The sequence below is a fragment of the Comamonas testosteroni TK102 genome, from assembly GCF_000739375.1.
Classification (GTDB): Bacteria; Pseudomonadota; Gammaproteobacteria; order Burkholderiales; family Burkholderiaceae_C; genus Comamonas; species Comamonas brasiliensis.
Map to the genome: position 1 here is coordinate 1,674,969 of NZ_CP006704.1, position 23,703 is coordinate 1,698,671.

At 61.2% G+C, this 23,703-nt stretch carries 20 protein-coding genes, 1 tRNA gene and 2 pseudogenes; 13 read left to right on the top strand and 10 right to left on the bottom strand.

The genetic code is table 11. The features are described 5' to 3' along the window. Positions 1–126: 126 nt before the first annotated feature. From O987_RS07580 to O987_RS07590, 3 genes are read right to left on the bottom strand one after another with little or no spacing between them, the layout of a single operon-like run. Complete coding sequence (locus tag O987_RS07580; protein ID WP_043371399.1) at positions 127–585, bottom strand: nuclear transport factor 2 family protein; 459 nt, start codon at positions 583–585, stop codon at positions 127–129. After that, entirely contained in the window at positions 585–3,068 is a 2,484-nt protein-coding gene (locus O987_RS07585; protein ID WP_043371402.1) for an efflux RND transporter permease subunit, read from the bottom strand. The genes O987_RS07580 and O987_RS07585 overlap by 1 nt, the downstream gene beginning before the upstream one ends. Then, on the bottom strand, positions 3,065–4,072 hold the full coding sequence (locus tag O987_RS07590; RefSeq protein ID WP_043371404.1) for a WD40/YVTN/BNR-like repeat-containing protein: 1,008 nt from the start codon (positions 4,070–4,072) through the stop codon (positions 3,065–3,067). The genes O987_RS07585 and O987_RS07590 overlap by 4 nt, the downstream gene beginning before the upstream one ends. Positions 4,073–4,282: 210 nt before the next feature. Between O987_RS07590 and O987_RS07595 the strand changes: the two genes are divergently transcribed. The 4 genes and pseudogenes from O987_RS07595 to O987_RS27785 all read left to right on the top strand — a co-directional run. Next, entirely contained in the window at positions 4,283–5,497 is a 1,215-nt protein-coding gene (locus tag O987_RS07595; protein WP_043371407.1) for a thiolase family protein, read from the top strand. Between the two features lie 4 nt (positions 5,498–5,501). Beyond that, positions 5,502–6,440: an OB-fold domain-containing protein gene (locus tag O987_RS07600; protein ID WP_043371410.1), complete on the top strand. Its 939-nt coding sequence runs from the start codon at positions 5,502–5,504 to the stop codon at positions 6,438–6,440. A gap of 352 nt (positions 6,441–6,792) precedes the next feature. Further along, positions 6,793–6,996 (top strand): hypothetical protein, encoded by a 204-nt coding sequence (locus O987_RS07605; RefSeq protein ID WP_043376203.1) that lies wholly within the window; start codon positions 6,793–6,795, stop codon positions 6,994–6,996. An 88-nt stretch (positions 6,997–7,084) separates the two neighbouring features. After that, positions 7,085–7,891: pseudogene (locus O987_RS27785) on the top strand (TonB-dependent receptor domain-containing protein); the annotation flags it as partial. Positions 7,892–8,118: 227 nt separating this feature from the next. Here the strand turns inward: O987_RS27785 and tesG are convergent. The 5 genes from tesG to O987_RS07630 all read right to left on the bottom strand — a co-directional run bounded on the left by tesG (position 8,119) and on the right by O987_RS07630 (position 12,823). After that, complete coding sequence (tesG, locus tag O987_RS07610; RefSeq protein WP_043371413.1) at positions 8,119–9,171, bottom strand: 4-hydroxy-2-oxovalerate aldolase TesG; 1,053 nt, start codon at positions 9,169–9,171, stop codon at positions 8,119–8,121. Positions 9,172–9,185: 14 nt separating this feature from the next. Next, complete coding sequence (gene tesF / locus O987_RS07615) at positions 9,186–10,109, bottom strand: acetaldehyde dehydrogenase TesF (protein WP_043371416.1); 924 nt, start codon at positions 10,107–10,109, stop codon at positions 9,186–9,188. 6 nt (positions 10,110–10,115) lie between these two features. Continuing rightward, on the bottom strand, positions 10,116–10,922 hold the full coding sequence (locus tag O987_RS07620) for a fumarylacetoacetate hydrolase family protein (RefSeq protein WP_003057294.1): 807 nt from the start codon (positions 10,920–10,922) through the stop codon (positions 10,116–10,118). A gap of 4 nt (positions 10,923–10,926) precedes the next feature. Then, positions 10,927–11,766, bottom strand: coding sequence for an alpha/beta fold hydrolase (locus O987_RS07625; RefSeq protein ID WP_003057291.1), 840 nt, complete (start codon positions 11,764–11,766; stop codon positions 10,927–10,929). 79 nt (positions 11,767–11,845) lie between these two features. Next, positions 11,846–12,823 carry a flavin reductase gene (locus O987_RS07630; protein WP_043376205.1) on the bottom strand — a complete coding sequence of 326 codons (978 nt, stop codon included), beginning with the start codon at positions 12,821–12,823 and terminating at the stop codon, positions 11,846–11,848. A 287-nt stretch (positions 12,824–13,110) separates the two neighbouring features. Between O987_RS07630 and O987_RS07635 the strand changes: the two genes are divergently transcribed. From O987_RS07635 to O987_RS07660, 6 genes are all read left to right on the top strand, one after another. Continuing rightward, positions 13,111–14,298: an acyl-CoA dehydrogenase family protein gene (locus tag O987_RS07635; protein WP_019043221.1), complete on the top strand. Its 1,188-nt coding sequence runs from the start codon at positions 13,111–13,113 to the stop codon at positions 14,296–14,298. A gap of 104 nt (positions 14,299–14,402) precedes the next feature. Then, positions 14,403–16,133: an FAD-dependent oxidoreductase gene (locus tag O987_RS07640; RefSeq protein WP_043371420.1), complete on the top strand. Its 1,731-nt coding sequence runs from the start codon at positions 14,403–14,405 to the stop codon at positions 16,131–16,133. 15 nt (positions 16,134–16,148) lie between these two features. After that, positions 16,149–17,885: an FAD-binding protein gene (locus O987_RS07645; protein ID WP_043371422.1), complete on the top strand. Its 1,737-nt coding sequence runs from the start codon at positions 16,149–16,151 to the stop codon at positions 17,883–17,885. An 83-nt stretch (positions 17,886–17,968) separates the two neighbouring features. Then, positions 17,969–19,036: a ferredoxin--NADP reductase gene (locus O987_RS07650; RefSeq protein ID WP_080731464.1), complete on the top strand. Its 1,068-nt coding sequence runs from the start codon at positions 17,969–17,971 to the stop codon at positions 19,034–19,036. Positions 19,037–19,039: 3 nt separating this feature from the next. Next, positions 19,040–20,662 (top strand): FadD3 family acyl-CoA ligase, encoded by a 1,623-nt coding sequence (locus tag O987_RS07655; RefSeq protein ID WP_043371424.1) that lies wholly within the window; start codon positions 19,040–19,042, stop codon positions 20,660–20,662. 99 nt (positions 20,663–20,761) lie between these two features. Beyond that, a tRNA-Gly gene (locus O987_RS07660) sits at positions 20,762–20,837 on the top strand. Positions 20,838–21,193: 356 nt separating this feature from the next. Here the strand turns inward: O987_RS07660 and O987_RS27790 are convergent. Together O987_RS27790 and O987_RS27795 are read right to left on the bottom strand one after the other, a co-directional pair. Beyond that, positions 21,194–21,760: pseudogene (locus O987_RS27790) on the bottom strand (IS5 family transposase); the annotation flags it as partial. A gap of 30 nt (positions 21,761–21,790) precedes the next feature. After that, positions 21,791–22,069, bottom strand: coding sequence for a helix-turn-helix domain-containing protein (locus O987_RS27795; protein ID WP_235214297.1), 279 nt, complete (start codon positions 22,067–22,069; stop codon positions 21,791–21,793). 76 nt (positions 22,070–22,145) lie between these two features. Between O987_RS27795 and O987_RS07665 the strand changes: the two genes are divergently transcribed. The 3 genes from O987_RS07665 (at position 22,146) to O987_RS28660 (ending at position 23,554) form a co-directional block, all read left to right on the top strand. Next, a complete protein-coding gene (locus O987_RS07665; protein WP_043371427.1) occupies positions 22,146–22,568 on the top strand; it encodes a hypothetical protein in 423 nt (140 codons plus the stop codon). A gap of 73 nt (positions 22,569–22,641) precedes the next feature. After that, on the top strand, positions 22,642–22,977 hold the full coding sequence (locus tag O987_RS28655; RefSeq protein WP_144244902.1) for a hypothetical protein: 336 nt from the start codon (positions 22,642–22,644) through the stop codon (positions 22,975–22,977). Between the two features lie 133 nt (positions 22,978–23,110). Further along, a complete protein-coding gene (locus tag O987_RS28660; protein ID WP_144244903.1) occupies positions 23,111–23,554 on the top strand; it encodes an HAD domain-containing protein in 444 nt (147 codons plus the stop codon). Positions 23,555–23,703: the final 149 nt, after the last annotated feature.

A 23,703-nucleotide genomic window follows, 5' to 3' on the forward strand; every position in this document is an offset into this window, starting at 1 on the left:
GGCCTTTTTCATGTCTTGAGTCTGCCTCAAGTAGCTGTCCATGAAGGGGGTGAAACTATCAGGAGAGCAGCATTTCAATGAAAGGGCCGCGCAGCCATGCTGCGCGGCCTGGTGAAGTGCAGCGGCTCAGGCGGCGGCTTGCAGCACGCTGCGATCGCCGATCTCCAGCAGCATCGTCATGCTGCGCTTCTGGATGCGCCAGCCCGCCGGCAGCTGCATCCATTCGTCTTCATAGAAACCGATGGCGTCGTAGCGCAGATGACTGCGCGGGCCCAGTCCCTGATGCACGGCGCGTACCTGGATCCTGCTGCGTGGACGAGCCGGGTCGTCGGCATCGACCTCCAGATTGCCCAGCAGATGCTGGGTGGGGCCGCAGCCGTCGAGGTGTGTGCTGATCATGCGGCGGACCCTGGCGACCCCTTCGCAGAGGTAGCTGCCACCGTAGACCGTGGTGCAGTCGGGCGCGAACACCTGCTGCAGCAGGTCCCAGTTGCGCGTGTCGCAGGCCGTTGCATAGCGGATCAGGGTCTGGGCCAGAGCATGCTCGAGAAGAAGCTGCTCCAGCGTGCTTGCTGCAGTCTGCATCACAGTTTTCCGTTCACGGAGGACTGGGGTTCGGGTTTGAGCATGCCGCCTGCGTGGCTGATGCCCCCTGCGCTGCCTGCCGCATGGGCATGTCTGGGCTGCTGGTGCAGGCGCCTGACACGTGCCTTGGCTTCGGCCGCACCCACATTCAGCCAGTAGGCCATGGCGGGCAGCAGGAAGATGGCGCCAAGCATGTTTACGAGGAACATGAAGGCCAGCAGGATGCCCATGTCTGCCTGGAACTTCAGCGCCGAGAAAGCCCAGGTGCCCACGCCTATGGACATGGTCAGTGCCGTGAAGATGGCGGCATTGCCGCGCTGGCGCATGGCTTCATAGAAGGCCTCGCGCAGCGTGATGTCGCGCTCGCGCAGCTCGTGTTGCATGCTCTCGAACAGGTAGATGCCATAGTCCACGCCCACGCCCACGCCCAGGGCCACCACGGGGAGCGTGGGGACCTTCAGACCAATGCCCAGTATGGCCATCAAGGCATTGCAGAGTATGGAGACGATGGCCAGGGGCACGACAATGCACAGCACGGCGCGCCAGCTGCGGAAGGTCAGCCAGCACAGCAGTGTGATGGCGCCGAAGATGGAGCCCAGCATCTGCACTTCGGCATGTTCCACGGCTTCGTTGGTGGCGACCGCGACACCGGCATTGCCGCCGGCCAGCAGGAACTTGACGTTGGGCGTCTTGTCCGCAGCGATGAAGTGGCGCACCTCGTCCACCACATGGGTCAGCGTGGCGCCTTCGTGGTCCTTGAGGAAGACCTGCAGATTGATGACCTTGCAGCCTTCGGTGTTCAGGCCCAGATCGGGAGACAGTGCCTTGGCGCCCGAGCGCAACGCGGCTTCGGTGCGCTGCAGCGCAGCCCAGCGAGGGTTGCCCTCGTTGTTGCTGGACGCCGCAATCTTGGCCAGACCCGAGACGCTGGAGACAGATTGCACGCCGTCGACCCGGCGCATGCGCGATTCGAAGCGCTCCACGGCGTTCATCACCTGCCAGTTCAGGCAGCTTTCGTCGAGGTTGGAGGTTTCGACGAAGACGGACAGCACATCCATGCCGATCGAGTAGCTGCCGATGATGTTGTCGTTGTCGCGGTTGTAGCGCGATTCGGCGCGCAGCTCCGGAGCGCCCGTGCCCACATCGCCGGTCAGCAGCTTGCGCGACTCGTAGGTACCGACGGCCAGCAGCAGCAGCGACACCACCAGCGTCAGCATGGCGGGACGGGATTCGGCCAGTGCCGACAGCTTCCACCAGAGGGGGTTGCGGCCGTTGGCGGTGGAGGAGGGGGCCTGCAAGGCCTTTTTCTCCAGGCGCAGATTGGCCAGCACTGCGGGCAGGAAGACCTTGTTGGTGATGATCATCAGCAGCACGCCCATGCAGGCGGTCACGCCCAGCTCGTGCACGATGGGAATGTCGATCAACATGATGACCATGAAGCCCAGGGCATTGGTCAGCAGTGCCAGAGCGCCGGGAATGGCCAGCTTGCGAATCGCGTTCTCAGCAGCCAGCCTGGAGCTGAGGCCGGCGCGCACATCATGCTTCCAGGCGCCCGTCATCTGCACGGCGTGGGAGACGCCGATGGAAAAGATCAGAAAGGGCACCAGGATGGACATGGGATCGATGCCGTAGCCGATCAGCGGCAGGATGCCCAACAGCCAGATCACAGGCAGCAATGCCACGGCGAGGCCCACCACCGTGATGTTGGTGGACCGGGTATAGAGGCGCAGCATGATGGCCGTGATGACAAAGGCGATGGCGAAAAAGGTCATGACCGTGGTCAGTCCGTCCATCACATCGCCCAGCACCTTGGAGAAGCCGATGATGTGTATCGAGATGTCCTTGTTCTCGAACTTGCTGCGGATCTCTTCCAGGCGCTGCGCAACCTGGTGATAGTCGAGCTTTTCGCCGCTCTTGGGGTCGACCTCAAGGAGGTCGGCGCGCACCATGGCGGACTTCAGATCGTTGCTGACCAGCGAGCCGATCTGGCCGGACTTGGCCACGTTGGAGCGCACCTGGGCCAGGCCTTGCTCGTTGGCCTCGAAGCGGGACGGAATAAGTACCTCGCCCACGTAGCCGTCTTCGGTGATCTCGATGTACTTCACGTTCGGTGTGAACAGCGAATACACCTGGCCGCGATTGACGCCGGGGGTGAAGAAAACTTCGTCCGTCACGCCGCGCAGCGTATCGAGGAATTCCTTGTTGTAGATGTCGCCTTGCTGCCCCTTCCACTCCACGCTCACCAGAATGCGGTTGGCGCCCGAGAAGGTGGCTGCATGCTTGAGAAACGCCGTCATGTAATCATGGCGCATGGGGATCAGCTTGTTGAAGCCGGGGTCCAGATGCGTGCGCATGGCCGAGGCAGCCAGCAGTGCCGTGGCAATCAGCGTCAGCACGACGATGGACTTGCTCCACGAGATCAGCCAGCGTGCCGTGGATGCAATGAACCGGTCCAGCCGGCTGGTGGGTTCGCTCAGAGTCATGGGGTCGCTCCTGGGTCAGCCTGAGTGGCTGCCTTGGCTTGTTGTGAAGGAGGGAAGGGCTGGAGACCCGCATCGCTGGATATCCAGCCGCTGTCAGGGCCGGTCAGAACGATGTCGGTCAGGGTGGCGCGGCCCTTGGCACGTTGCAGGCTGAAGCTCTTGCCGCCGTCCTTGCTCAGGCCCAGCATGCTGCCCTGTCCCACCAGGATGAGGGTTCCGTCCTTTTCCTGGGCATGGCCGAAAAAGGAAACCGGAGCCGGTATCGCCGACTTGAGCCATGGCGTGCCGGGCGCTGCCTGCACGAAGGCGTTGCCGCGCATGCCATAGATCAGCCAGCCGCCATCGCGCGTGGCCATGGCGTTGTAGAAAGAGCCCTTGTAGAACTCGGGCTCGATCTGCCAGCTGGCGCCGGAGTCCTCGGATCTGATGACCAGACCGCGCTCGCCAACGATCAGCCAGTGCTTGCCGTCCTCGGTACTGGCAATGCGGTTCATGTGCTTGTCCTCAACCTCTGCGGGCAGGGCAAGCGGCTCCCAGGTCTGGCCGTTATCCCTGGAGGTGATGGCACGGCCGAAGGCGCCGACGCTGATCCAGTCGCCCGAGGGAAGGCGTGCGATCGACATCAGAGGCTCACCGTTTTCCTTGGAGAAGGCGACCTCCTCCCAGGTGCTGCCGCCGTCCTTGCTGCGCAGGATCCAGTCCTCATGACCCACGGCAAAGCCGGTCTTTCTGTCGGGCGCAAAAGCCATGCTGATGAGGAGTGCCTGGCGCTGCTCCTTGATCCGTGCCTGCAGCCAGTGTGCGCCCTTGTCGTCCGAGTACAGGATCTCGCCCAGTGCGCCAGCGGCCAGCAGACGTTCACCCACCTGTGTGACGGTGTTGAAATGGCTGCGCTCGACGCCAATGGTGGTGGGCGCCAGCGGGGGCGGTGTGCGGGGCGCAAAGGCGAGCGCTGAGGCAAAGGCCACCAATGCTGCTGCGCCTATACCGACGGCTGTTTTCACGTTGTCTCCTTGTTGATTCGTACACGCTGTGCATGTATTGCAAACACGGGTGCAGGTTCTTGATTTGGAGCTTCAGCAACATCGTCCGAATGGACGTTTGCCCGGAGAATTAGGGGTATGTACGGGGCCGGCTTTTTAGTCTCTACAGACGATGGATTCGGTCTGCTTCATTTACACAATGAATGCACACTTTCTTGGTAAGGGAGACATATGGGTTTGCAAGGAAAAGCGGCGCTGGTTGGCGTCGCGCAGTACAAGCCGCAGAAGTACGCAACGGCGCCGCGCATGTTCCATCTGGAGCAGGTGGCCGACCTGACGCTGCAGGCTCTGGAGGACGCCGGCATGGAGCTGTCCGAGGTGGACGGCCTGATCACCAGCGCTCCGCACTTTCATGAGGCCAGCTGCTTTGTGCCGGCCATGGCCGGCGAGTACCTGGGCGTGCGCCTGAACTTTGCCGAAGTGGTCGACCTGGGAGGGGCCAGCTCCGTAGCCATGGTCTGGCGCGCGGCGGCCGCGATAGAGCTGGGGCTGTGCAACACCGTGGTCTGCGTGCTGCCGGCGCGCATGGCACCGATCTCCGAACATGACGACCACATCAAGGAAGTCATGAGGGCCAGCCGCTTCGGCGGCCACAGCACCCGCTTTGGCGCACCCGAGGCCGAGATGGACCTGCCCTATGGTCATATGGCGCAGAACACCGGTTACGCCATGATTGCCCAGCGCTATGGCGCGGTTCATGGCTACGACGCGGCCGCTCTGGCGCGCATCAGCGTGGACCAGCGCTTCAATGCCTGCCACAACCCCGATGCCATGTTCTACGGTCAGCCCATCACCGTCGATGACGTGCTGAACTCGCGCATGGTGGCCGACCCACTGCATGTGCTCGAAATCGTGCTGCCGGCTGCGGGCGGCGGGGCCATGATCGTCACCCGTGCAGACCGTGCCAAAACCACCCGGCACCGCCCTGTCAGCATCGTCGGCTGCGGCGAGCATGTGAGCAGCAAGTCGCCCACCTATATGGCCGACATGCTGCAGACCCCCATCGGTCCGGCCTCTGCCAAGGCTTTCGAGATGGCGGGCATGCGCCCTTGCGACATGCATATGGCGCAGATCTATGACTGCTACACGATTACCGTGATGCTGACGCTGGAAGACGCGGGCTTTTGCGAGAAGGGCAAGGGCATGGACTTTCTGCGCAACAACGATTTCACCTTCAAGGGCAACTTCCCCATGAACACCCATGGCGGCCAGTTGAGCTTCGGCCAGTCCGGCACGGCGGGCGGCATGTCCCAGGTGATCGAGGCGGTACACCAGATTCAGGGACGTGCCGGCGACAGGCAGCTGGGTCGCAACGATCTGGCCTATGTGTCCGGTACCGGTGGCGTGATGAGCGAGCAGGGCGCCTTGATCCTGCGGGGAGCATAAGAACATGGCTTGGAACAAACCTCTGCCCCATCCCACGGAAATTTCTGCGCCGTACTGGGAAGGTCTCAAGGCCCACGAAGTGCGCATTCAGCAATGCGATCGTGGACATTCGCTGTTTTTCCCGCGCACCCATTGCCCCACTTGCGGATCGCGCTCACTGAAGTGGAGCAAGGTGTCGGGCGAGGGCACGCTCTACAGCTTCACCGTGGCGCGCATCCCCACCATGCCCGAGTTCACCGACGAGATGCCCCAGGCTCTGGCCGTGGTCGAACTGCGTGAAGGCGTGCGCATCAACACCACCATGGTTGGCGTGGCTCCCGAGGCGCTCAAGGTGGGCATGGAGGTACGCCCCGTGTTTGACGAGCGCCCCGGCGAGGTCACGCTGCTGCGCTTTACCGCCCATGCGGGCAGTCATCCGAGCGTCATCAAGGCCGATGCAGAGGCCGAGGTTGCCGTGGTGGAGCACTCTGCCGCTGCCAAGCGCAAGATTTCCGTCAAGGACATCGAGGCCATGAAGTCGCTGGTGTCCGAGGAGTACAGCCCCTGGTCCAACGAGTTCACCGTGAGCCAGGAAGTCATCAACGAATTTGCCAGGCTCTCGGGCGATGACTACTGGATTCACACAGACCCCGTGCAGGCGCGTGAGAAAAGCCCGTTCGGTACCACCATCGCCCATGGCGCACTGGTGCAGGTGCTGGCCAGTCAGCTCAGGATTCCGCTGGACTACGAGGTGGTGGACTTCAACAACATGGTCAACTACGGTTCGGATCGTCTGCGCTTCCCGACCCCGGTGCCCTCTGGCTGCAAGATCCGTGCGCGGGCTCGCATCAAGGCGGTGGAGCAGGTCAAGAGCGGCGTCCAGGCCACGATGGAACTCAACATCCATGTGGTCGGCCAGGACCGTCCTGCAGTCATCAACGACCTGGTGATTCTCTACATGTGATCGTCGCTGCCCGCCCTGTGAAGGCGGGTGTTTCAGTTTCTTCAAGGGTTGGGGCTTTGCGCAGGCAAAGCCCCTTTTTTGTGGCCACACACAGATGGGCTGCGTTCTCTGCTGTCGTGCAGAAAATATCAGACAAATTGGCTTTATAGCTATGCCTGTAAATCGATGACAGCTATCAAATTATGAGATTTGTGCTTGCCAGTAGCCCAAGCTGTGCGATGGCACCAGCGGGGTATCGGTCTGGGGTTGCCACCTAAGTAAATACCTGCTCATCAAAACGGACGATGTTGCGTTTTCCGTGCTGGCCATACTGCAAACCAGAAAGGCCATAGAGCCTGCACAGGAGACAAGCATGAAAACCTCTTTTCGCTGGATGAATGCACTTCGCGCAGTGTGGCTGGCCGCTGCGGCACTGGCGCTATACCTCCCCGCCATGAATCTGCCACAGAGTGCCGCGGTGGCGGCGCAGGCGGACTCTGCGCTCAAGCTGCCCGCCGGCATCGTGCTGGCCAGTGCCCAGACTTCCTGGAGCGCGGTTTTTGCATCGGGCTATTGAGTCCGGCAGACCTCGATGGGGCGCTGGAACCAGCGCCGTGGTGAGTTCGACCTGGCGCGCGCGCCACAGGACAGTGCAGTCCGGCGCCATGAAGCGCGCCGACAGCTACCGCGACCGGCAGTTTCCCGATCGCAAGGCGCCAGCGGCATCGGTGCTGATCAAGCCCAGCTCGGATACCAGCGTGCTGTTGCAGGCCGACTATCTGAAGGACAGCCGCCTGACGGACTTCGGTATCCCCGCGTACCAGGGCCGAGCTGTCAATGTGTCGCCTGGCACCTGCTACGGCGCGGCCAATGCCAGGGATGTGGATGTCAGCCGTGCCGAAGTGGCATCGCTGGGTGCGACGCTGAATCACCGTATCAGCGACAGCCAGTCCTTGCGCAATGCCTTGCGCTTCTGCGATGACCCGCTGGATAGAAACAACACGCTCGTGGGCTCGGTCAATGAAAAGGCCCCGAGCGCATCGCTGACCCGGAGCAATGGCCAGCGTGACGGGAGCGGCTTGTTCAACCAGACCGAACCGACCCAGAAGCTTGAGCTGGCGGGGAGGAAGCATCAGCTGCTGTATGGCTTCGAATTTGGTCGCCAGAGCAAGGACCTGCTGTCATACAGCCAGGTCAATGTGGCGACGGTCTCGCGGTTCAATCCGGTGCTGCCGACTTTGCCGCTGCGCATCAACGGCAAGCCTTCGGCGGACAACCACAGCGTCTTCAAGGTGGCCAGCCTGTATCTGCAGGATCTGGTCAGCATCAACTCTCAGTGGAAGGCTCTGGCCGGCGTGCGCTATGACCGTTTCCAGCAGGAAACGCATGAGCGCCAGCCGGGCAGGCCGGATCTGGGCCGCACGGACACCGCCTGGAGCCCGCGCGTCGGGCTGGTCTATCCGCCATCGTCGGCATGGTCTTGCCATGCATCGTGGGGCAATTCCTTCCAGCCCTCGGGCGAAACTTTTGCGCTGGCGGCAAACAATGTGGCCAGGGTCAGAGTCGCTGCCAGGGCCGACGGGCTGGATGGATGGAGGCCCGATGCTCAGGACGATGCCGCAAAAAAAGGGTTCAACGGCTGCCCCAAGCAGCCGCTGAACCCGATACAAAGCGGCAAAGAGAATGTGAAGTCAGGCGATCAGGGAGCCACGGCCACCTTCGGTGCCAGCTTCTGGCGCTCGCGCACCATGGTCAGTGCGGTGTCCTCGATCATGTCTTCCTGGCCGCCAACCATGCCGCGGCGGCCCAGCTCCAGCAGCAGCTCGCGCGCGGGGATGCCGTACTTGGCTTCGGCACGCTTGGCAAACAGCAGGAAGCTGCCGTAGACGCCGGCATAGCCCAGAGTCAGCGCATCGCGGTCGATGCGGATGGGAAAGTCCATCAGCGGCACGACCAGGTCTTCGGCAACGTCCTGAATCTTGAACACATCCACGCCGGTTTCAATGCCCATGCGCGCGCATACGGCGACCAGCACTTCCATTGGCGTGTTGCCTGCGCCTGCGCCCAGGCCGGCCGCTGCCGCATCGATGCGGTTGGCGCCGACTTCAATCGCGGCCAGCGAGTTGGCGATGCCCATGGCCAGGTTATGGTGGCCATGGAAGCCCAGCTCGGTCTCGGGCTTGAGGGCCTGACGAACGGCGGACAGGCGCTCTTTCACATCCTGCGGCAGCATATAGCCGGCCGAGTCCGTGATGTAGATGCAGTTGGCGCCGTAGCTTTCCATCAGCTTGGCTTGCTTGACCAGGCCTTCGGCGCTGTTCATATGGGCCATCATCAAAAAGCCCACGGTGTCCATGCCCATCTTGCGGGCCATGGAGATGTGCTGCTCGGAGACATCGGCTTCGGTGCAATGCGTGGCCACGCGGATGGTGGAGACGCCCAGCTCGTGGGCCATCTTCAGGTGATCGACGGTGCCTATGCCTGGCAGCAGCAGGGCCGAGACCTTGGCCTGCTTCATCAGCGGAATGACGGTGGACAGGTATTCCTCGTCCGTGTGTGCAGGAAAGCCGTAGTTGACCGAGCTGCCGCCCAGGCCGTCGCCGTGGGTCACTTCAATCAGGGGCACGCCGGCGGCGTCCAGGCCCGTGGCCACGGACTTCATCTGCGCAAGCGTCATCTGGTGGCGCTTGGGGTGCATGCCGTCACGCAGCGTCATGTCGTGAACGGTGATCTTCTTACCTTTGAGGGACATGTTCTTCTCCAGTATCAGGTGGCAACAGCGGCTTCAGCCAGCTCGAAGCGGCCGGCAAGGATTTCTCCGGCAAACATCTCGGCCGTGCGTGCGGCGGCGGCGGTCATGATGTCCAGATTGCCGGCGTACTTGGGCAGGTAGTCGCCCAGGCCTTCGACCTCCATGTAGATGGAGACGCGGTTGCCGTCGATGACGGGGCCGTTGACCAGCTTGTAGCCGGGCACGTATTTCTGCACTTCCTTGATCATGTCCTGCACCGAGGCTTCGATCTCTTCCTTTTTCGGCGCATCCACGGTCAGGCAGTGGATGGTGTCGCGCATGATGAGAGGCGGCTCGGCGGGGTTGATGACGATGATGGCCTTGCCTTTTTGTGCGCCGCCGATCTTTTCGACCGCGCCGGATGTGGTGCGGGTGAACTCGTCGATGTTCTTGCGGGTGCCGGGGCCGACGGAGCGGCTGGACACCGTGGCCACGATTTCGCCGTAGCTCACGGCCTGCACGCGCGACACGGCTGCCACCATGGGGATGGTGGCCTGGCCGCCGCAGGTGACCATGTTCACGTTCATGGCCTTTTCGGCCACCTTCTCGGACAGGTTCACGCTGGGCACGCAGTAGGGGCCGATGGCCGCAGGCGTCAGGTCGATCATCAGCACGCCCAGCTCGTTGAGCTTGCGGCTGTTTTCGGCGTGGACATAGGCGCTGGTGGCGTCGAAGGCGATCTGGATGCCGTCTTCCTTGACGAAAGGCAGCAGGCCGTCCACCCCCTCGGCTGTGGTCTTGATACCCATTTCGCGGGCGCGCTTGAGACCGTCGGATTCGGGGTCGATACCGACCATCCACACAGGCTCCAGCAGGGGGGAGCGCTGCAGTTTCATGAGCAGGTCGGTACCGATGTTGCCGGGGCCGATCAGTGCGCACTTGATTTTCTTTTGCGTCATGGTGTCTTACTCCGTGAATTGAATGGAACAGCTGCCCATGCCGGCGATGACCATCTCGAAGCGGTCGCCGGCAGCGGCAGGAACCAGCGGGGCGAGGGAGCCCGAGAGAATGACCTCGCCTGCCTTGAAGGGGATGCCGAAAGCGCCCAGGGTGTTGGCCAGCCAGGCCACGGCTTCGGCAGGGTGGCCCTGCACGGCGCTGCCCAGGCCCGATCCGGCGGGTTGGCCGTTCTTGCTCATCTGCATGGAAGCAGCGGCCAGGTTCAGAGTGGCCGGATCGGTGTGCTGCTTGCCAATGACAAAGACGCCACAGGATGCGTTGTCGGCCACGGTGTCCTGGATCTTGATCTTCCAGTCGTTGATGCGTGAATCAACGATCTCGAAGCAGGGCGCCACCCATTCGGTGGCGGCCAGCACGTCTTCCTTGGTCACGCCCGGGCCCTGCAGGTCCTTCTTGAGCATGAAGGCGATCTCGCCTTCGGCGCGGGGCTGGATCAGGCCTGCAGACTTGAGCGAGACGGCGGCGCCGTCCTCGTATTCCATGGAGTCGGTCAGAAATCCGAAGTCGGGCTGGAACACACCCAGCATGTCCTGCACGGGCTTGGAGGTCACGCCGATCTTCTTGCCGATCACATGTTCGCCCGATGCTTCGCGCAGGCGCAGCATGTGCAGGGAGATGTGATAGGCGTCTTCCACCGTCATGTCGGGGTGGCTGTCCGTCAGCGGTGCCAGCGTCCTGGCGGTGCGCAGCGCGTCATACAGGCGCCGGCCCTGAGTTTCGATGAATGGCAGATCAAGTTCGGTGGTACTCATGGATTCAACCGTTTTTCATGAAGTCGATGCAGGTGCGGTTGAACATCTCGCGATGCTCGACCTGCACCCAGTGGCCGCACTGGTTGACCAGCACCACGCGGCAGTTCTTGATGCCCTTGGCCAGCTTGTCGGCACCGCCCACGGGGTTGAAGGCGTCCTGCATGCCCCAGAAGCCCAGCACATTGCACTTCAGTTCGGGCAGTTGCTCTGTCATATTGGGGATATACAGGCGCTGGCGCGAGGCTTCGGTCTGGGTCAGAGCAATGGGCGCACGCTCATTGATGATCTCGTCGGTCAGCAGCGCCTGGTCCACCACCTGCATGCTCATGACGGCGCGCATGGCTTCTGGGCCCGTCTTGCCCGACTTGTAGACATTGAACATGTTGGCAATGCCGGGCATGGCCATATAGGCTTCGAACTCTTCCACGCCACCGGGTGCCATGAGGATCAGGCTCTTGACGTCTTCGGGGTGCTTGAGCGCATAGCCCAGAGCCACGGCGCCGCCCAGCGAGTTGCCCAGAATGGTGATGTTCTTCAGGCCCAGCTGGTCCACCAGCCCCTTGACGCCGGCGATGAAGAAATCCATGTCGTACTGCCTGGGCTCTTCGGTCTTGGACGACAGGCCGTATCCGAGCAGATCGGGAACGATGGAGCGAAAGCCGGCTGCCGCAAATTCAGGGTAGTTGCCCTTGAAGTTGCTGTAGCCGCTGGCGCCGGTGCCGGCGCCGTGCAGGAAGATGACGGGATCACCCGAACCCTGCTCGTGGTAGTGCACGCGCTGGGGATGGCCGGCCACATTGCCGATGTCTACATATTTGCCTTCGGGAATGGAAAAAGTGCTCATCTCTGTTCTTTATGGTTGGAGTGGGTAGGCGAAGGCTGTCTCCTGCCTTCGGGTGAGGAGTCGTTGCTGGGGCCTGCTCTCAGGCCCTGGCCTGCCAGAGCTTGGGCAGGCCGGGGTCCGTGGCGGCAATGGCTTTCTTGAGCAGATTGCGCAAGGTGGCGGCTTCCATCTCGCCCAGGCTGGCGATCAGATCGGTTTCCACGGCCTTGGCGGCGGCCAGCACATGGAGGATGGACTCGTTGCCTTGGGCGGTCAGTTGCAGGGACTCGGTGCGGTCACGGCTTTCCTCCACCCAGCCTTTGCTGATCAGCGACTGCAGGGCCACGGCACCGATATCGGTGCCGGTATAGGCCATGTGAGAGGCAATCTCGGCAGGCGACTGGGGCTGCTGGATGCTCAGCAGCGAGAGCACGTAGAAATCGGCGTCGGTCATGCCGTATGCCGCCATGGGCCTGCGCAGGCCGCTCAGAAACTGGAAGTGCGCTCGGCCCATCAGATAGCCGATCAGGTTTTCGGAATAGGCAGTGTTGGTGTCGGCCTCAGGTTCGCTGGCCACGGGGCCTGCCTTGCGCGAAGCCATGGCGTAGCCACCCGTCACATAGAGCAGCGGTGGGTGAGGGGTGGCGTCGTAGCCTGTGACCTCGCCCACGAAGATGATGTGGTCGCCGCCGTCGTACTGGAAGGCTGTCTTGCACCGGAAGCGTGCGCTGCAGTCCTGCAGCAGCGGGGCATGGGCTTCCTCGGAGTCCAGCGGCAGGCCCGAGAACTTGTCCTCGCCGACGCGCGCAAAGCGGTTGGAAAGTGCTTCTTGCTCGTTGGAGAGGATATGCACATTCCAGGTGCTGGCGCTCTGGAACACCGGCAGGCTGCGCGCGTTCTTGGCCAGGCTCCACAGCACCATGGGGGGCTCCAGCGAAACCGAATTGAAGCTGTTGGCGGTGATTCCCACAGGCTCGCCATTCTCGGCACGGGTGGTGACGATGGTGACCCCGGTGCCGAACATGCCCAGGGCGCGGCGAAAGTCTTTGGGGTCGAAGGTTGCTGCAGTACTTTGCATGAGGTGAATGTCTCCTTGCTGCAAGAGTGCTGCGAACGGGGTTTTGATGAATCCTTCACTTGGACTAGCAGGGAAAAACCGGGACTGGTATTTGTCCTAGGCCCTGTGTTTTTGCTGCATCCGATCCAGTTCCTGAAAGCTCCGCAAACGCCTGCGTCATCGTTAGTCTGATCGGACGATGAACGGAAAATTGCATGGTGCGAGCATTTCTGTCATAGGCGAGAAGCCTTGCCCACCACACCACAAGCCGTCCGGTGGAGCGGCAACCGGAGACCTGAATGAACACAATGACAGACAACTACCTCACCCCCGATGCGCTGGCCGTGATCGAGCGTGCCAAGGCTCTGGCGCCCAAGCTGGCGGCCCGCGCCCAGCAGGCGGATCGCGAAGGAAAGATCAGCGACGAAACCGTTCAGGAGATGGCCGAGGCAGGTCTGTTCCGTGTGTTGCAGCCCAAACGCTGGGGCGGCTATGAAATGGATCCCCGTGTGTTCTACAGCGTGCAGATGGAACTGGCCAAGGGCTGCATGTCCACGGCCTGGATCTATGGCGTGGTCGGTGTTCACCCCTGGCAGCTGGCGCTGTTTCCCGCGCAGGCGCAGGAAGATGTCTGGGGCAAGGACACGGGCGTGCGCATTGCCTCGACCTATATGCCCACCGGCAAGGCCGAGCCCGTGGAAGGCGGCTTCCGGTTCAACGGTCGCTGGAGCTTTTCCACCGGCTCCAAGCATTGCGACTGGCTGTTTCTCGGCGGCCTGCTGCCCAACCGTGATGGCACGCCCGGCATGGAGCATGTGACCTTTCTGCTGCCCAGGTCGGACTACCGCATCGAGGACAACTGGGATGTGCTGGGGCTGCGCGGCACGGGCAGCCATGACATCGTGGTGGAAAACGCCTTTGTGCCCGCTCACCGCATCCAGTACACCAATGACCACAGCGATGTGGGCTGCCCCGGCCGCAAGGAAAACTCGGGCTGGCTGTTCCGTATCCCGTTCACCCATGTGTTCCAGCGTGCCGTGTCCACGGCATGCCTGGGCGCACTGGAAGGCACGATTGCCGCCTTCACCGAGCGCGCTACTGCCCATGTCGGCAAGCATGGAAACAAGATGGCTGAGGACGTGAACGCCCAGACGGCAGTGACCGAGGCCACGATTGCACTGGACCAGCTCAAGCTGGTTCTGTTCCGCAACTACGCCCGCATCGTCGATGCTGCCAAGACCGGCATTCAGCTGTCGCTGCAAGAGCGCCTGCTGCAGCGTGCGCAAGCTGCCCATGTGCCCAAGCTCACGGGCTTTCATGTCAACGAGATGATGCGCGCCTGCGCTGCCAGCGGCACCTTCAAGAGCAACCCCATCGAGCGTGTGTTCCGCGACATCCATCAGGGCCGTACCCATATCGCGAACAATACCGACGCCTATGTGCGTGCCTATGGCTCGCATGTACTGGGTATTCCTAACCAAGAAGCGTATGTGTAAGTCGCTCTGATTGCGAGTGCGGTGGTGGTCTTTGCAGGGGCTGCCGCCGCATGCAGGTATTTGCAGAAGCCCATCCAGTAAAACAAATATTTCGGAGACAAGGTATGGCAGAACAGGAATATGACCTGATCGTCGTGGGCTCGGGGGCCGGCGCTTTGCTGGGCGCGATTCGTGCGCAGGAGCAGGGTCTCAGGACTCTGGTGGTGGAGAAGACCGAACTGTTTGGTGGTACCTCGGCCCTGTCCGGTGGCGGCATCTGGATTCCGGTCAATTACGATCAGAAAAATGCCGGCATCCAGGATGATCTGGAAACTGCGTTCGGCTATTTGAAGCGCTGCGTGCGCGGCATGGCCACCGACGACCGCGTACTGGCCTATGTGGAAACCGCCAGCAAGATGGCCGAGTACTTGCGCCAGATCGGCATTCCCTACCGTGCCATGGCCAAGTATGCGGATTACTACCCCCATATCGAAGGCTCCAGGCCTGGTGGCCGCACCATGGATCCGGTGGATTTCAATGCAGCCAAGCTGGGCGTGGCTGCGCTGGAGACCATGCGCCCCGGCCCTCCGGGCAATCAGCTGTTCGGCCGCATGAGCATCAACGCCTTCGAGGCGCATTCCATGCTGTCGCGCGAGCTGAAGTCGCGCTTCACCATCCTCGGCATCATGCTCAGGTATTTCCTGGACTACCCCTGGCGCCGCAAGACCAAGCGTGATCGCCGCATGACCGGCGGCCAGGCGCTGATTGCCGGTCTGCTGACCGCGGCCAACAAGGCGGGTGTCGAGCTGCGGAGCAATAGCCCGCTCAAGGAGCTGGTGCAGGACGCATCGGGGCGTGTCACCGGAGTTGTCCTTGAAAAGAATGGTCAGCGCACACAAGTCAAGGCCAGGCGTGGCGTGCTGCTGGGCGCCGGTGGCTTTGAGCGCAACCAGGAAATGCGCGACCAGTATCTGAACAAGCCCTCCAGGGCCGAATGGACGGCCACCCCTGTGGGCGGCAATACCGGCGATGCCCATCGCGCAGGCCAGGCTGTGGGTGCGCAGCTGGCGCTGATGGACTGGTCCTGGGGCGTACCCACCATGGACGTTCCCAAGGAACCCGCTTTCCGCGGCATTTTCGTGGAGCGCTCGCTGCCGGGTTGCATGGTGGTCAACGCGAAAGGGCAGCGCTTTTTGAATGAATCCGGCCCTTATCCCGAGTTCCAGCAGGCCATGCTGGCCGAGCATGCCAAGGGCAATGGCGGCGTGCCTGCATGGATTGTGTTCGATGCCAGCTTCCGCGCGCAAAACCCCATGGGTCCTCTGATGCCCGGCTCCGCCGTGCCGGATAGCAAGCTGCGCAAGAGCTGGCTGAACAATGTCTACTGGAAGGGCGAGACGCTGGAGGATCTGGCGCGCCAGATCGGCGTGGATGCAGCCGGGCTGAAGGACAGTGCTCGGCGCATGAGTGAATATGCCAGGACCGGCAAGGATCTGGACTTCGACCGCGGCGGCAATGTGTTCGACCGCTACTACGGCGATCCGCGACTTGGCAATCCCAACCTCGGCCCCATCGAGAAAGGCCCGTTCTACGCCATGCGCCTGTGGCCCGGCGAGATCGGCACCAAGGGCGGGCTGCTGACCGACAGGGAAGGCCGTGTGATCGACACCCAGGGCCGGATCATCGAAGGCCTGTACTGCGTGGGCAACAACTCCGCCTCCGTCATGGGGCCGGCCTACGCCGGTGCTGGTTCCACCCTGGGGCCAGCCATGACTTTCGCCTTCCGCGCCGTGGCCGACATGGTAGGCAAGCCTTTGCCACTCGAGAACCCGCATCTGCTGGGCAAGGCCATTTAGGAAGGAGGCGTGGAGATGTCCAATTCCAAGAAACTCGTCAGCACCGTCAATCCCGTGAGGGCTGCGCTGGATGTGCGCTCGGCCGATGAGATCCAGTGGTCCGATGCCAGTGATGTGGTGGTTGTCGGTTGGGGGGGCGCAGGCGCCAGCGCAGCCATCGAGGCACGCGAGCAAGGTGCCGAGGTGCTGGTCATCGACCGTTTCGGCGGCGGTGGTGCCAGTGTGCTTTCCGGCGGCGTGGTCTATGCCGGCGGCGGCACCAGATACCAGAAGGAGGCCGGCTTCGAGGATTCGCCCGAAGCCATGGCGGCTTACCTCAAGCATGAGGTCAATGGCGTGGTCAGCGACGAAACACTGGCCCGCTTCAGCCGCGACAGCGTGGACAACCTCGACTGGCTCGAGAAGCAGGGCGCCACATTTGCATCCGCCATGCCGTCGTACAAGACATCCTATCCGGCCGACGGCATGTATCTCTACTACTCGGGCAACGAGGTCGTGCCGGCCTACGGCAACCCCCAGCTGAGCAGCAAGCCCGCGCCGCGCGGTCATCGCGTGGTGGCCAAGGGGCAGTCGGGAGCGACGTTCTTCGCCGCGCTGCAGAAGTCCACCTTGGCACACGGAGCCCGTACCTTGACGCAGGCTCGCGTCCAGCGCCTGGTGCGCGAGAAGGACAGCGGCCGCGTGTTGGGCGTGGAGGTGATGGTCTTGCCCGAAGGCGATCCACGTACCGAGCGCCATAAGAAGCTGGACGAACTGGTGGCCAAGTGGCGTCTGTATCAGGCGCCACGAGCCCAGGCGGGGCGCCGCGAAGCGGCACAGATCGAAAGCGAGATCGGCGAGAAGCGCTATATCCGCGCCCGCAAGGCGGTGGTGCTGTCCACCGGTGGCTATATCTTCAATTCGGAGCTGCTGGATCGGCATGCGCCGGCCTACAAGCCTGGCTGGCTGACCGGTGCGGCGGGCTGTGATGGCTCCGGTCTGCGGCTCGGGCTGTCCGTGGGAGGGGTGGCCCAGGACCTGAACAATATCTCGGCCTGGCGCTTCATCACGCCGCCCTCGGTCTGGCCCAAAGGTCTGGTGGTCAACACCCGCGGCGAGCGCTTTTGCAACGAACAGGTCTACGGTGCCAAGCTCGGCTACGAACTGATGGAAAAGCAGGGCGGCAAGGCCTGGCTCATCATTGACGGCAAGCTGCGCAGGCAGGCCGCCTGGCAGTGCCTGTTTGGAGGCCTGTGGGCTTTCCAGTCCATGCCCGCATTGGCGCTGATGTACAAGGTCGCGATCAAGGGCCGATCGGTCGCCGATCTGGCCCGCAAGCTCGATATGGATGCGGCGGTGCTGCAGCGCCAGTTTGACGGTGCCAATGCCGCTGCTCGCGGCGAGATCGAAGACCCTCAGGGCAAGTCCAGGGATATGCGCCATGAGTTCAAGGGTGGTTCGCTGTTTGCCATCGATATCTCCATCAGCCAGAAGATGTTCCCGCTGGCCGTGCTGAGTCTGGGAGGTCTCAGGGTCAACGAGGACAACGGTGCGGTGATTGATGGTGCAGGCCGGGACATTCCTGGGCTGTATGCCGCAGGGCGTACCGCCATCGGCGTGGCTTCCTCGCGCTATGTGAGTGGCCTGTCTCTGGCCGACTGTGTGTTCTCGGGCCGCCGTGCCGGCAAGGCTGCGGCGCTTGAGGATGACAAGTCCCTGGCCGGCCAGACCGCGCGACAGCAGGCACCCGCTGTGGAAAGCATCAGTTCCTGACCCCTTGAATCGGGGGGGGGCGATCCTGCGCCGGGGCGCCGCTGCAAGACGGCACAGAAAGAGTGAGTAAGGGGTAAGAAGAAATGAGCAGTGAAGCCATGACAACCGCATCGCGCTACCACCCGCTGCGTGTGCGTGCAGTGATTGACGAGACGCACGATACCAAGTCCATCGTCTTCGAAGTGCCGGGGGAGCTGGCGGAGCAGTTCAGCTATCGGCCTGGCCAGTTTCTGACATTGCGTCTGCCCATCGAAGGACGTTATGTGCCTCGCTGCTATTCCATGTCCAGCGCTCCGACGCTCGACGATGCCTTGCGCGTGACCGTCAAGCGCGTGGACAAGGGGCGAGGCTCCAACTGGGTGTGCGACCGGATCCGGGTCGGTGATTCCATCGAGCTGATGCCGCCCTCGGGCTTGTTCTCGCCGCGCAATCTGTCGCAGAACTTCTTGCTGCTGGCAGGTGGTAGCGGCATCACGCCGGTGTTCTCCATCCTGCGCACCGTGCTCAAGCAGCATCAGGGCAATGTAGTGCTGTTCTATGCCAACCGCGACGAGCGCTCGGTCATCTTCAAGAAGGACCTTCAGTTGCTGGCGGCCGAGTATCCGGATCGCCTGCAGGTCATTCACTGGCTGGACTCGGTGCAGGGTGCGCCGTCGCAAAAGCAGCTCGCTGCCTGGGCCACGCCGTGGGTGGCCGATGCGGGCCAGGCCTTTATCTGCGGGCCGGGCCCCTTCATGGATGCCGCACAGGCCGCGATGATAGAAGCCGGCATGCCAGCCGATCAGGTGCATGTGGAGCGCTTTGTCTCCCTGCCTGACGAAGAGACCCTGCAGCAGCTGCAGGAGGCTGCAACTCCCGTGGCGGCCGCTGTCGAGCAGGCCGTGGTGCAGCTGCGCCTGGACGGCGAGGAATACGAATTCAGCTGCAGCGGCACGGAGACCATCCTGGAGGCCGGACTGCGCGCCGGCATCAACGTGCCGTACTCCTGCCAGGCCGGCATGTGCGCCTCCTGCATGTGCCAGGTACAGGACGGCAGCGTACACCTTCGTCACAACGAAGTGCTGGATGCCAAGGATCTGTCCAGGAACTGGACGCTGGCCTGTCAGTCCGTGCCCACCAGTGAAAAGCTGCGCGTCAAATTTCCGGAGTAATTTATGTCGAAACCCAACCAGAATGCGATGCCCGAGTCCTCGCTGACCTTGCCGGGCATGCTGGCCGATGTGGTCAGCCGCTTTTCCACCCGCGCGGCGATTGTCGAAAGCGGCAAGTCCATCAGCTATGCCGAGCTGCAGCAACTGAGCCGCCAGGCCGCACGAGCCTTGATGAGCCTGGGCGTGCAGGCCGGTGACCGGGTGGCGCTGTGGGCGCCGAATCTCAGCGAGTGGATCGTGGCCGCCTGCGGCGTGCATGCCGCAGGCGGCGTGCTGGTGCCCTTGAACACCCGGATGAAGGGCGCCGAAGCTGCCGACATTCTGGAGCGCAGCCGCGCCAGGGTGCTGGTATGCGTGGGGGACTTTCTGAATAACTACTACCCCGATCTGCTGCAAGGTCTGCGCCCTGCCACGCTGGAGCAGGTGGTGGTGCTCGGTGACAAGGTGCTGCCCAGCGCAGACCTGAGCTGGGCGCAGTTCATGGCCAGGGCCGAGAGCACGACTGCCCAGGCCCAGCAGCAGCGCGAAGCCGGGATCAAGCCAGACGACACGGCCGACCTGATGTTCACCTCCGGCACCACAGGCCGCCCCAAGGGCGTGATGTGCGCTCACCGACCGACGATTCTGGCTTTCAAGGCCTGGTCGGAGGTGGTGGGTTTGACCGAGGGCAGCCGCTACCTGATCGTCAACCCCTTCTTCCACACCTTTGGCTACAAGGCAGGCTGGGTGGCGGCCTTGCTTCAGGGCTCCACCGTCTATCCCGAGCAGGTGTTCGATGCACAGGCCATCTTGCAGCGCATCGAGAGCGACCGCATCAGCTTCCTGCCCGGGCCGCCCACCCTGTTCCTGTCCATGCTGGCGCATCCGGGGCTCAAGGATTTCGATCTGAGTTCGCTGCAGTCCTCCGTGACTGGCGCCTCCACCGTTCCTCCCATTCTCATCAAGCGCATGCGCGAGGAGCTGGGCATCCAGAATGTCACCACGGCCTACGGCCTGACGGAATGCGGTGGTTGCGCCACGCTCTGCGAGCCGGCCGACAATGTGGAAACCGTGGCCAATACCTGCGGCAAGGCCCTGCCCGGGACCGAGGTGCGCTGCGTCAACGAGCAGGGGCAGCCCGTGGCCCCCGGCGAGGCGGGCGAGGTGCTGCTGCGTGGCTATCACATCATGCAGGGCTACTTCGAGGACGAAAAAGCCACGGCCGAGACCATCGATGCCGATGGCTGGCTGCATACCGGCGATGTGGGCGTGCTTGACGAGCGCGGCTATCTGCGCATCACCGACCGCCTCAAGGACATGTTCATCGTGGGAGGCTTCAATTGCTACCCCGCAGAGATCGAGCGCATGCTCTCCAATCATCCCGAGGTGGCACAGGTCGCCGTGGTCGGAGTGGCCGACGAGCGCATGGGTGAGGTGGGCTGTGCCTGCGTGGTGGCACGCAACGGCATCACGCTGGACAAGGAAGCCTTCACCGCCTGGTGCCGCGCGAATATGGCCAACTACAAGGTGCCGCGCTTCGTGCTGCAGCTGGACGGCCTGCCCGTCAACGCCTCCAACAAGGTGCAAAAGCGCGATCTGCTGCAGATCGTCAAGAGCCGGCTCGCGCCTGCTTCACAGCCGGCCTGAACAGGACTGTCTGAAAAAGCCAGGCGGTTTTCGGAAAGCGGCCGAAAATCATGGCTATAATTCAGGTCTGCTCTGTAAGGCGCGCAGCTTTTCAGAAATGCGGGAATAGCTCAGTTGGTAGAGCGATACCTTGCCAAGGTATAGGTCGACGGTTCGAACCCGTTTTCCCGCTCCAGGTTTTGAAAAGGGAAGCAAAAGCTTCCCTTTTTTATTGCTTTGGTCGCCTGGCTGATGCAATACTTCCCCCTGGCGCCCGGCGCTGGTGGTGAAGTGGGCCTCGATGGTGAAATTGGTAGACACTTGGGACGATTCGGTACTTGTGAGAATGTGGACACATGTGCTACGAGGGAAACTTTAGCCCTTGAGCAATTTATGTGTCCATTTTTTTTGCAAGAGATATGGACACATTTCAAGGAGCCTTGCTTGAATTTGTCCATATCGCTCGGAGGCAAAGCACTTATCAAGTCTGGCCAGAGCATCCCTACGCGGTTTCCTAGACTCCAATCTGGAGCCTTTGTCGGCTTAGAGCGGCTAACACCACCTATCCACGAAGCGTGCACAGATGATCCAGCGGCCAGTTTCAGCAACGCGTCGTGGATATCCAGCCGCCTTTCAAAGCGGATGCGCAGCTTGCCAAAGCCTGCAAACCAGCCATGTGTGCGTTCTACAACGCAGCGATGCTTGCCTAGCTTTTCGCTGCTCTCGACACCTCGCCTGGCAATCCAGCTGGCAATGCCTCGTCGCCTGAGATAGGCGCGGCAGCGCTTGTAATCGTAGCCTTTGTCCGCATGCAGCTTCGCCGGCCGCTTGCGTGCCAGCCCCGGCAAGCCGGCAATGGCTGGAATCGCATCCATACACTTCTCGAACATCATGGAGTCATGCCTGTTGGCTCCACTGATGAGGATCACCAGTGGGATGCCTCTGGCATCTACGACGATATGCCGTTTGGAGCCGAGCTTGCCTCTGTCGGTGGGGTTGGGCCCGTTTCCTAGTCCACCTGAGGCTTGGCACCGAGGAGCTATCTATGCTGGCTCTGCTCCAATTAATCTGGTCATGCTCGCGCAGACGTACCAGCATGGCTTGGTGCAAACGCTGCCAACGCCATTGTCCGTACAGCCGCTTGGCGGCCTACTGGTTCACTCGGCAGCGATATCTTTTCTCTATAGCTATCACTAGCTCAGAAAAATCAGTCTCTAGAGCTTCTGCCATTCTAAAAAGCACAACAAGTGATGGCTGTGTCTGGGCGGTTTCAATTTTTGCCACGAATGTCCGGTGAACTTGCGCCCTATGCGCAAGTTCTTCCTGACTGATCTTGCACTTGGCGCGCCGATGCTTAATTTCGATAGCAATAGCGCCTTGTATTTCTATGTCATTTGGACTTTTCATGGCGTGAAATGTCCAATGCATGAATCACTTATGCACCACCATTTATGGTGCAAAATAGCATCTTGCTAGCAAATTTAAGTTCCTTGGAAAGGCAAAGATGTCCACCTCCGCAGAAATTTCGGTCGGGCTTACGTACGCTGATGTTCAGCAAAAAATGCGTGCCAAGGATTGGTTAGAGCACCCACTTGCAGACTTCTCGACTGAGGAGCTTGAGAGGTTAGTTCCCTGTATCCAGAAATTAGACAACTTCAGTTCCGATGCATTGCTGGGTGGTAGGTTAGGTCCTTTTTCCCTCGCTCCCGTGGCCCTTGTCTTTCACATATTTCGAAGACACCCTGCGTTGGCCAGTGCTCGGACAACTTCGCCAGAAATGCTTCCTGAGCGGCACATCGACAAGGGCCTGAAACTGTTCCTTTCATACGTCGAGCAAGAGATTTCCTCTCGACGCCAACGCGTTGACAGTGGCACGGCCTTTGAAACTCTCATCGATGGATTCGAAAAGATCCTGTCATCAGAGTAGTTTCGCCACAGTTTTGGTTCGTCCACGATACCGCCTCAACCGATTCCTCTCGTAGTCACAAAGGATCCTTGTGATGAAAGTAGCACCCATAGATTTCCCCAGGCAGCCATGCTTCAGCGCACTCTCCGGCACTCAACCGAAATTGAGCGTTGTAGAAATAGACGGTCGCTACTACTTAGATCAGCCAAGCGAGGATGAAATCTATCAACGCTATGAGATGTGTGCTGATCTGGTTGAACAGCTTGTTGCGTACTGCAACAGGACAAAGCAGCCTAGCCACACGTGGGAGGCACTACTAAACGCAGTAGCACTTTCATTGACGCAAAAGTCTTGGGGTCTCACCCCGGAAGAAAATGCGTGGATCATGACCAAGCTGCGAAGTAACTTTCCTACCTCACCCAACGAGTAAAGCAACACCTGGTGGTCAGTTCACTAAAGTGGGCAACGTCAAACTCAGACTCACTCAAGGATAAGTAGCGCGCGCTGATACCTCTAAGTACCCAAGCACTATGCTTAAGCCTCATCAATCAAGAGCACTGTTCTTGGACTTCGATGGAGTACTTCATCCGCCGGAAGCCATTGCAGGAGCTAGGCCTCCTCTCACCGCGAATCAGATCAGAAAGAGCTTTCCAGACACGTTTCAACATCTGCCAACCTTGCATGACCTTTTGCACAAGCATGATGACGTGGCCGTTGTCGTCTCTAGCTCTTGGCGCTTGTTCCTTTCGGATGCAAATCTGGTCGATTTGTTGACGCCAATTTCAACGTGGTTTGCAGGTTCCTTAAGCAGATATAAGGGGAAGGATGAGGCTATACGTGATTGGCTGACGCATCATCAAGTCAATGATTTCGCTGTGCTGGATGATGTTGCCCAATTTTTCTCAGAAGGCTCAAAGTCGCTGATCCTGTGTGACCCTAGGAGAGGCCTTTCTGACCCCTTAGTTCAAGGCAGAGTAAGGAAATGGCTCCAATTGGCTAGCCACTGAAAGAATTGCGTACTCAGTTGATGCCTCCAAGTGGTGGGGTTTCATTGCCAGAAGGTCTAAGTGACCAGAGCTCTGTAGCTCAGTTGGTGAGCTGGAAGTATTGAGAGCCTTAATGTCGCCTGCTGCAAAAAACTGCATTTTTCCGAAGA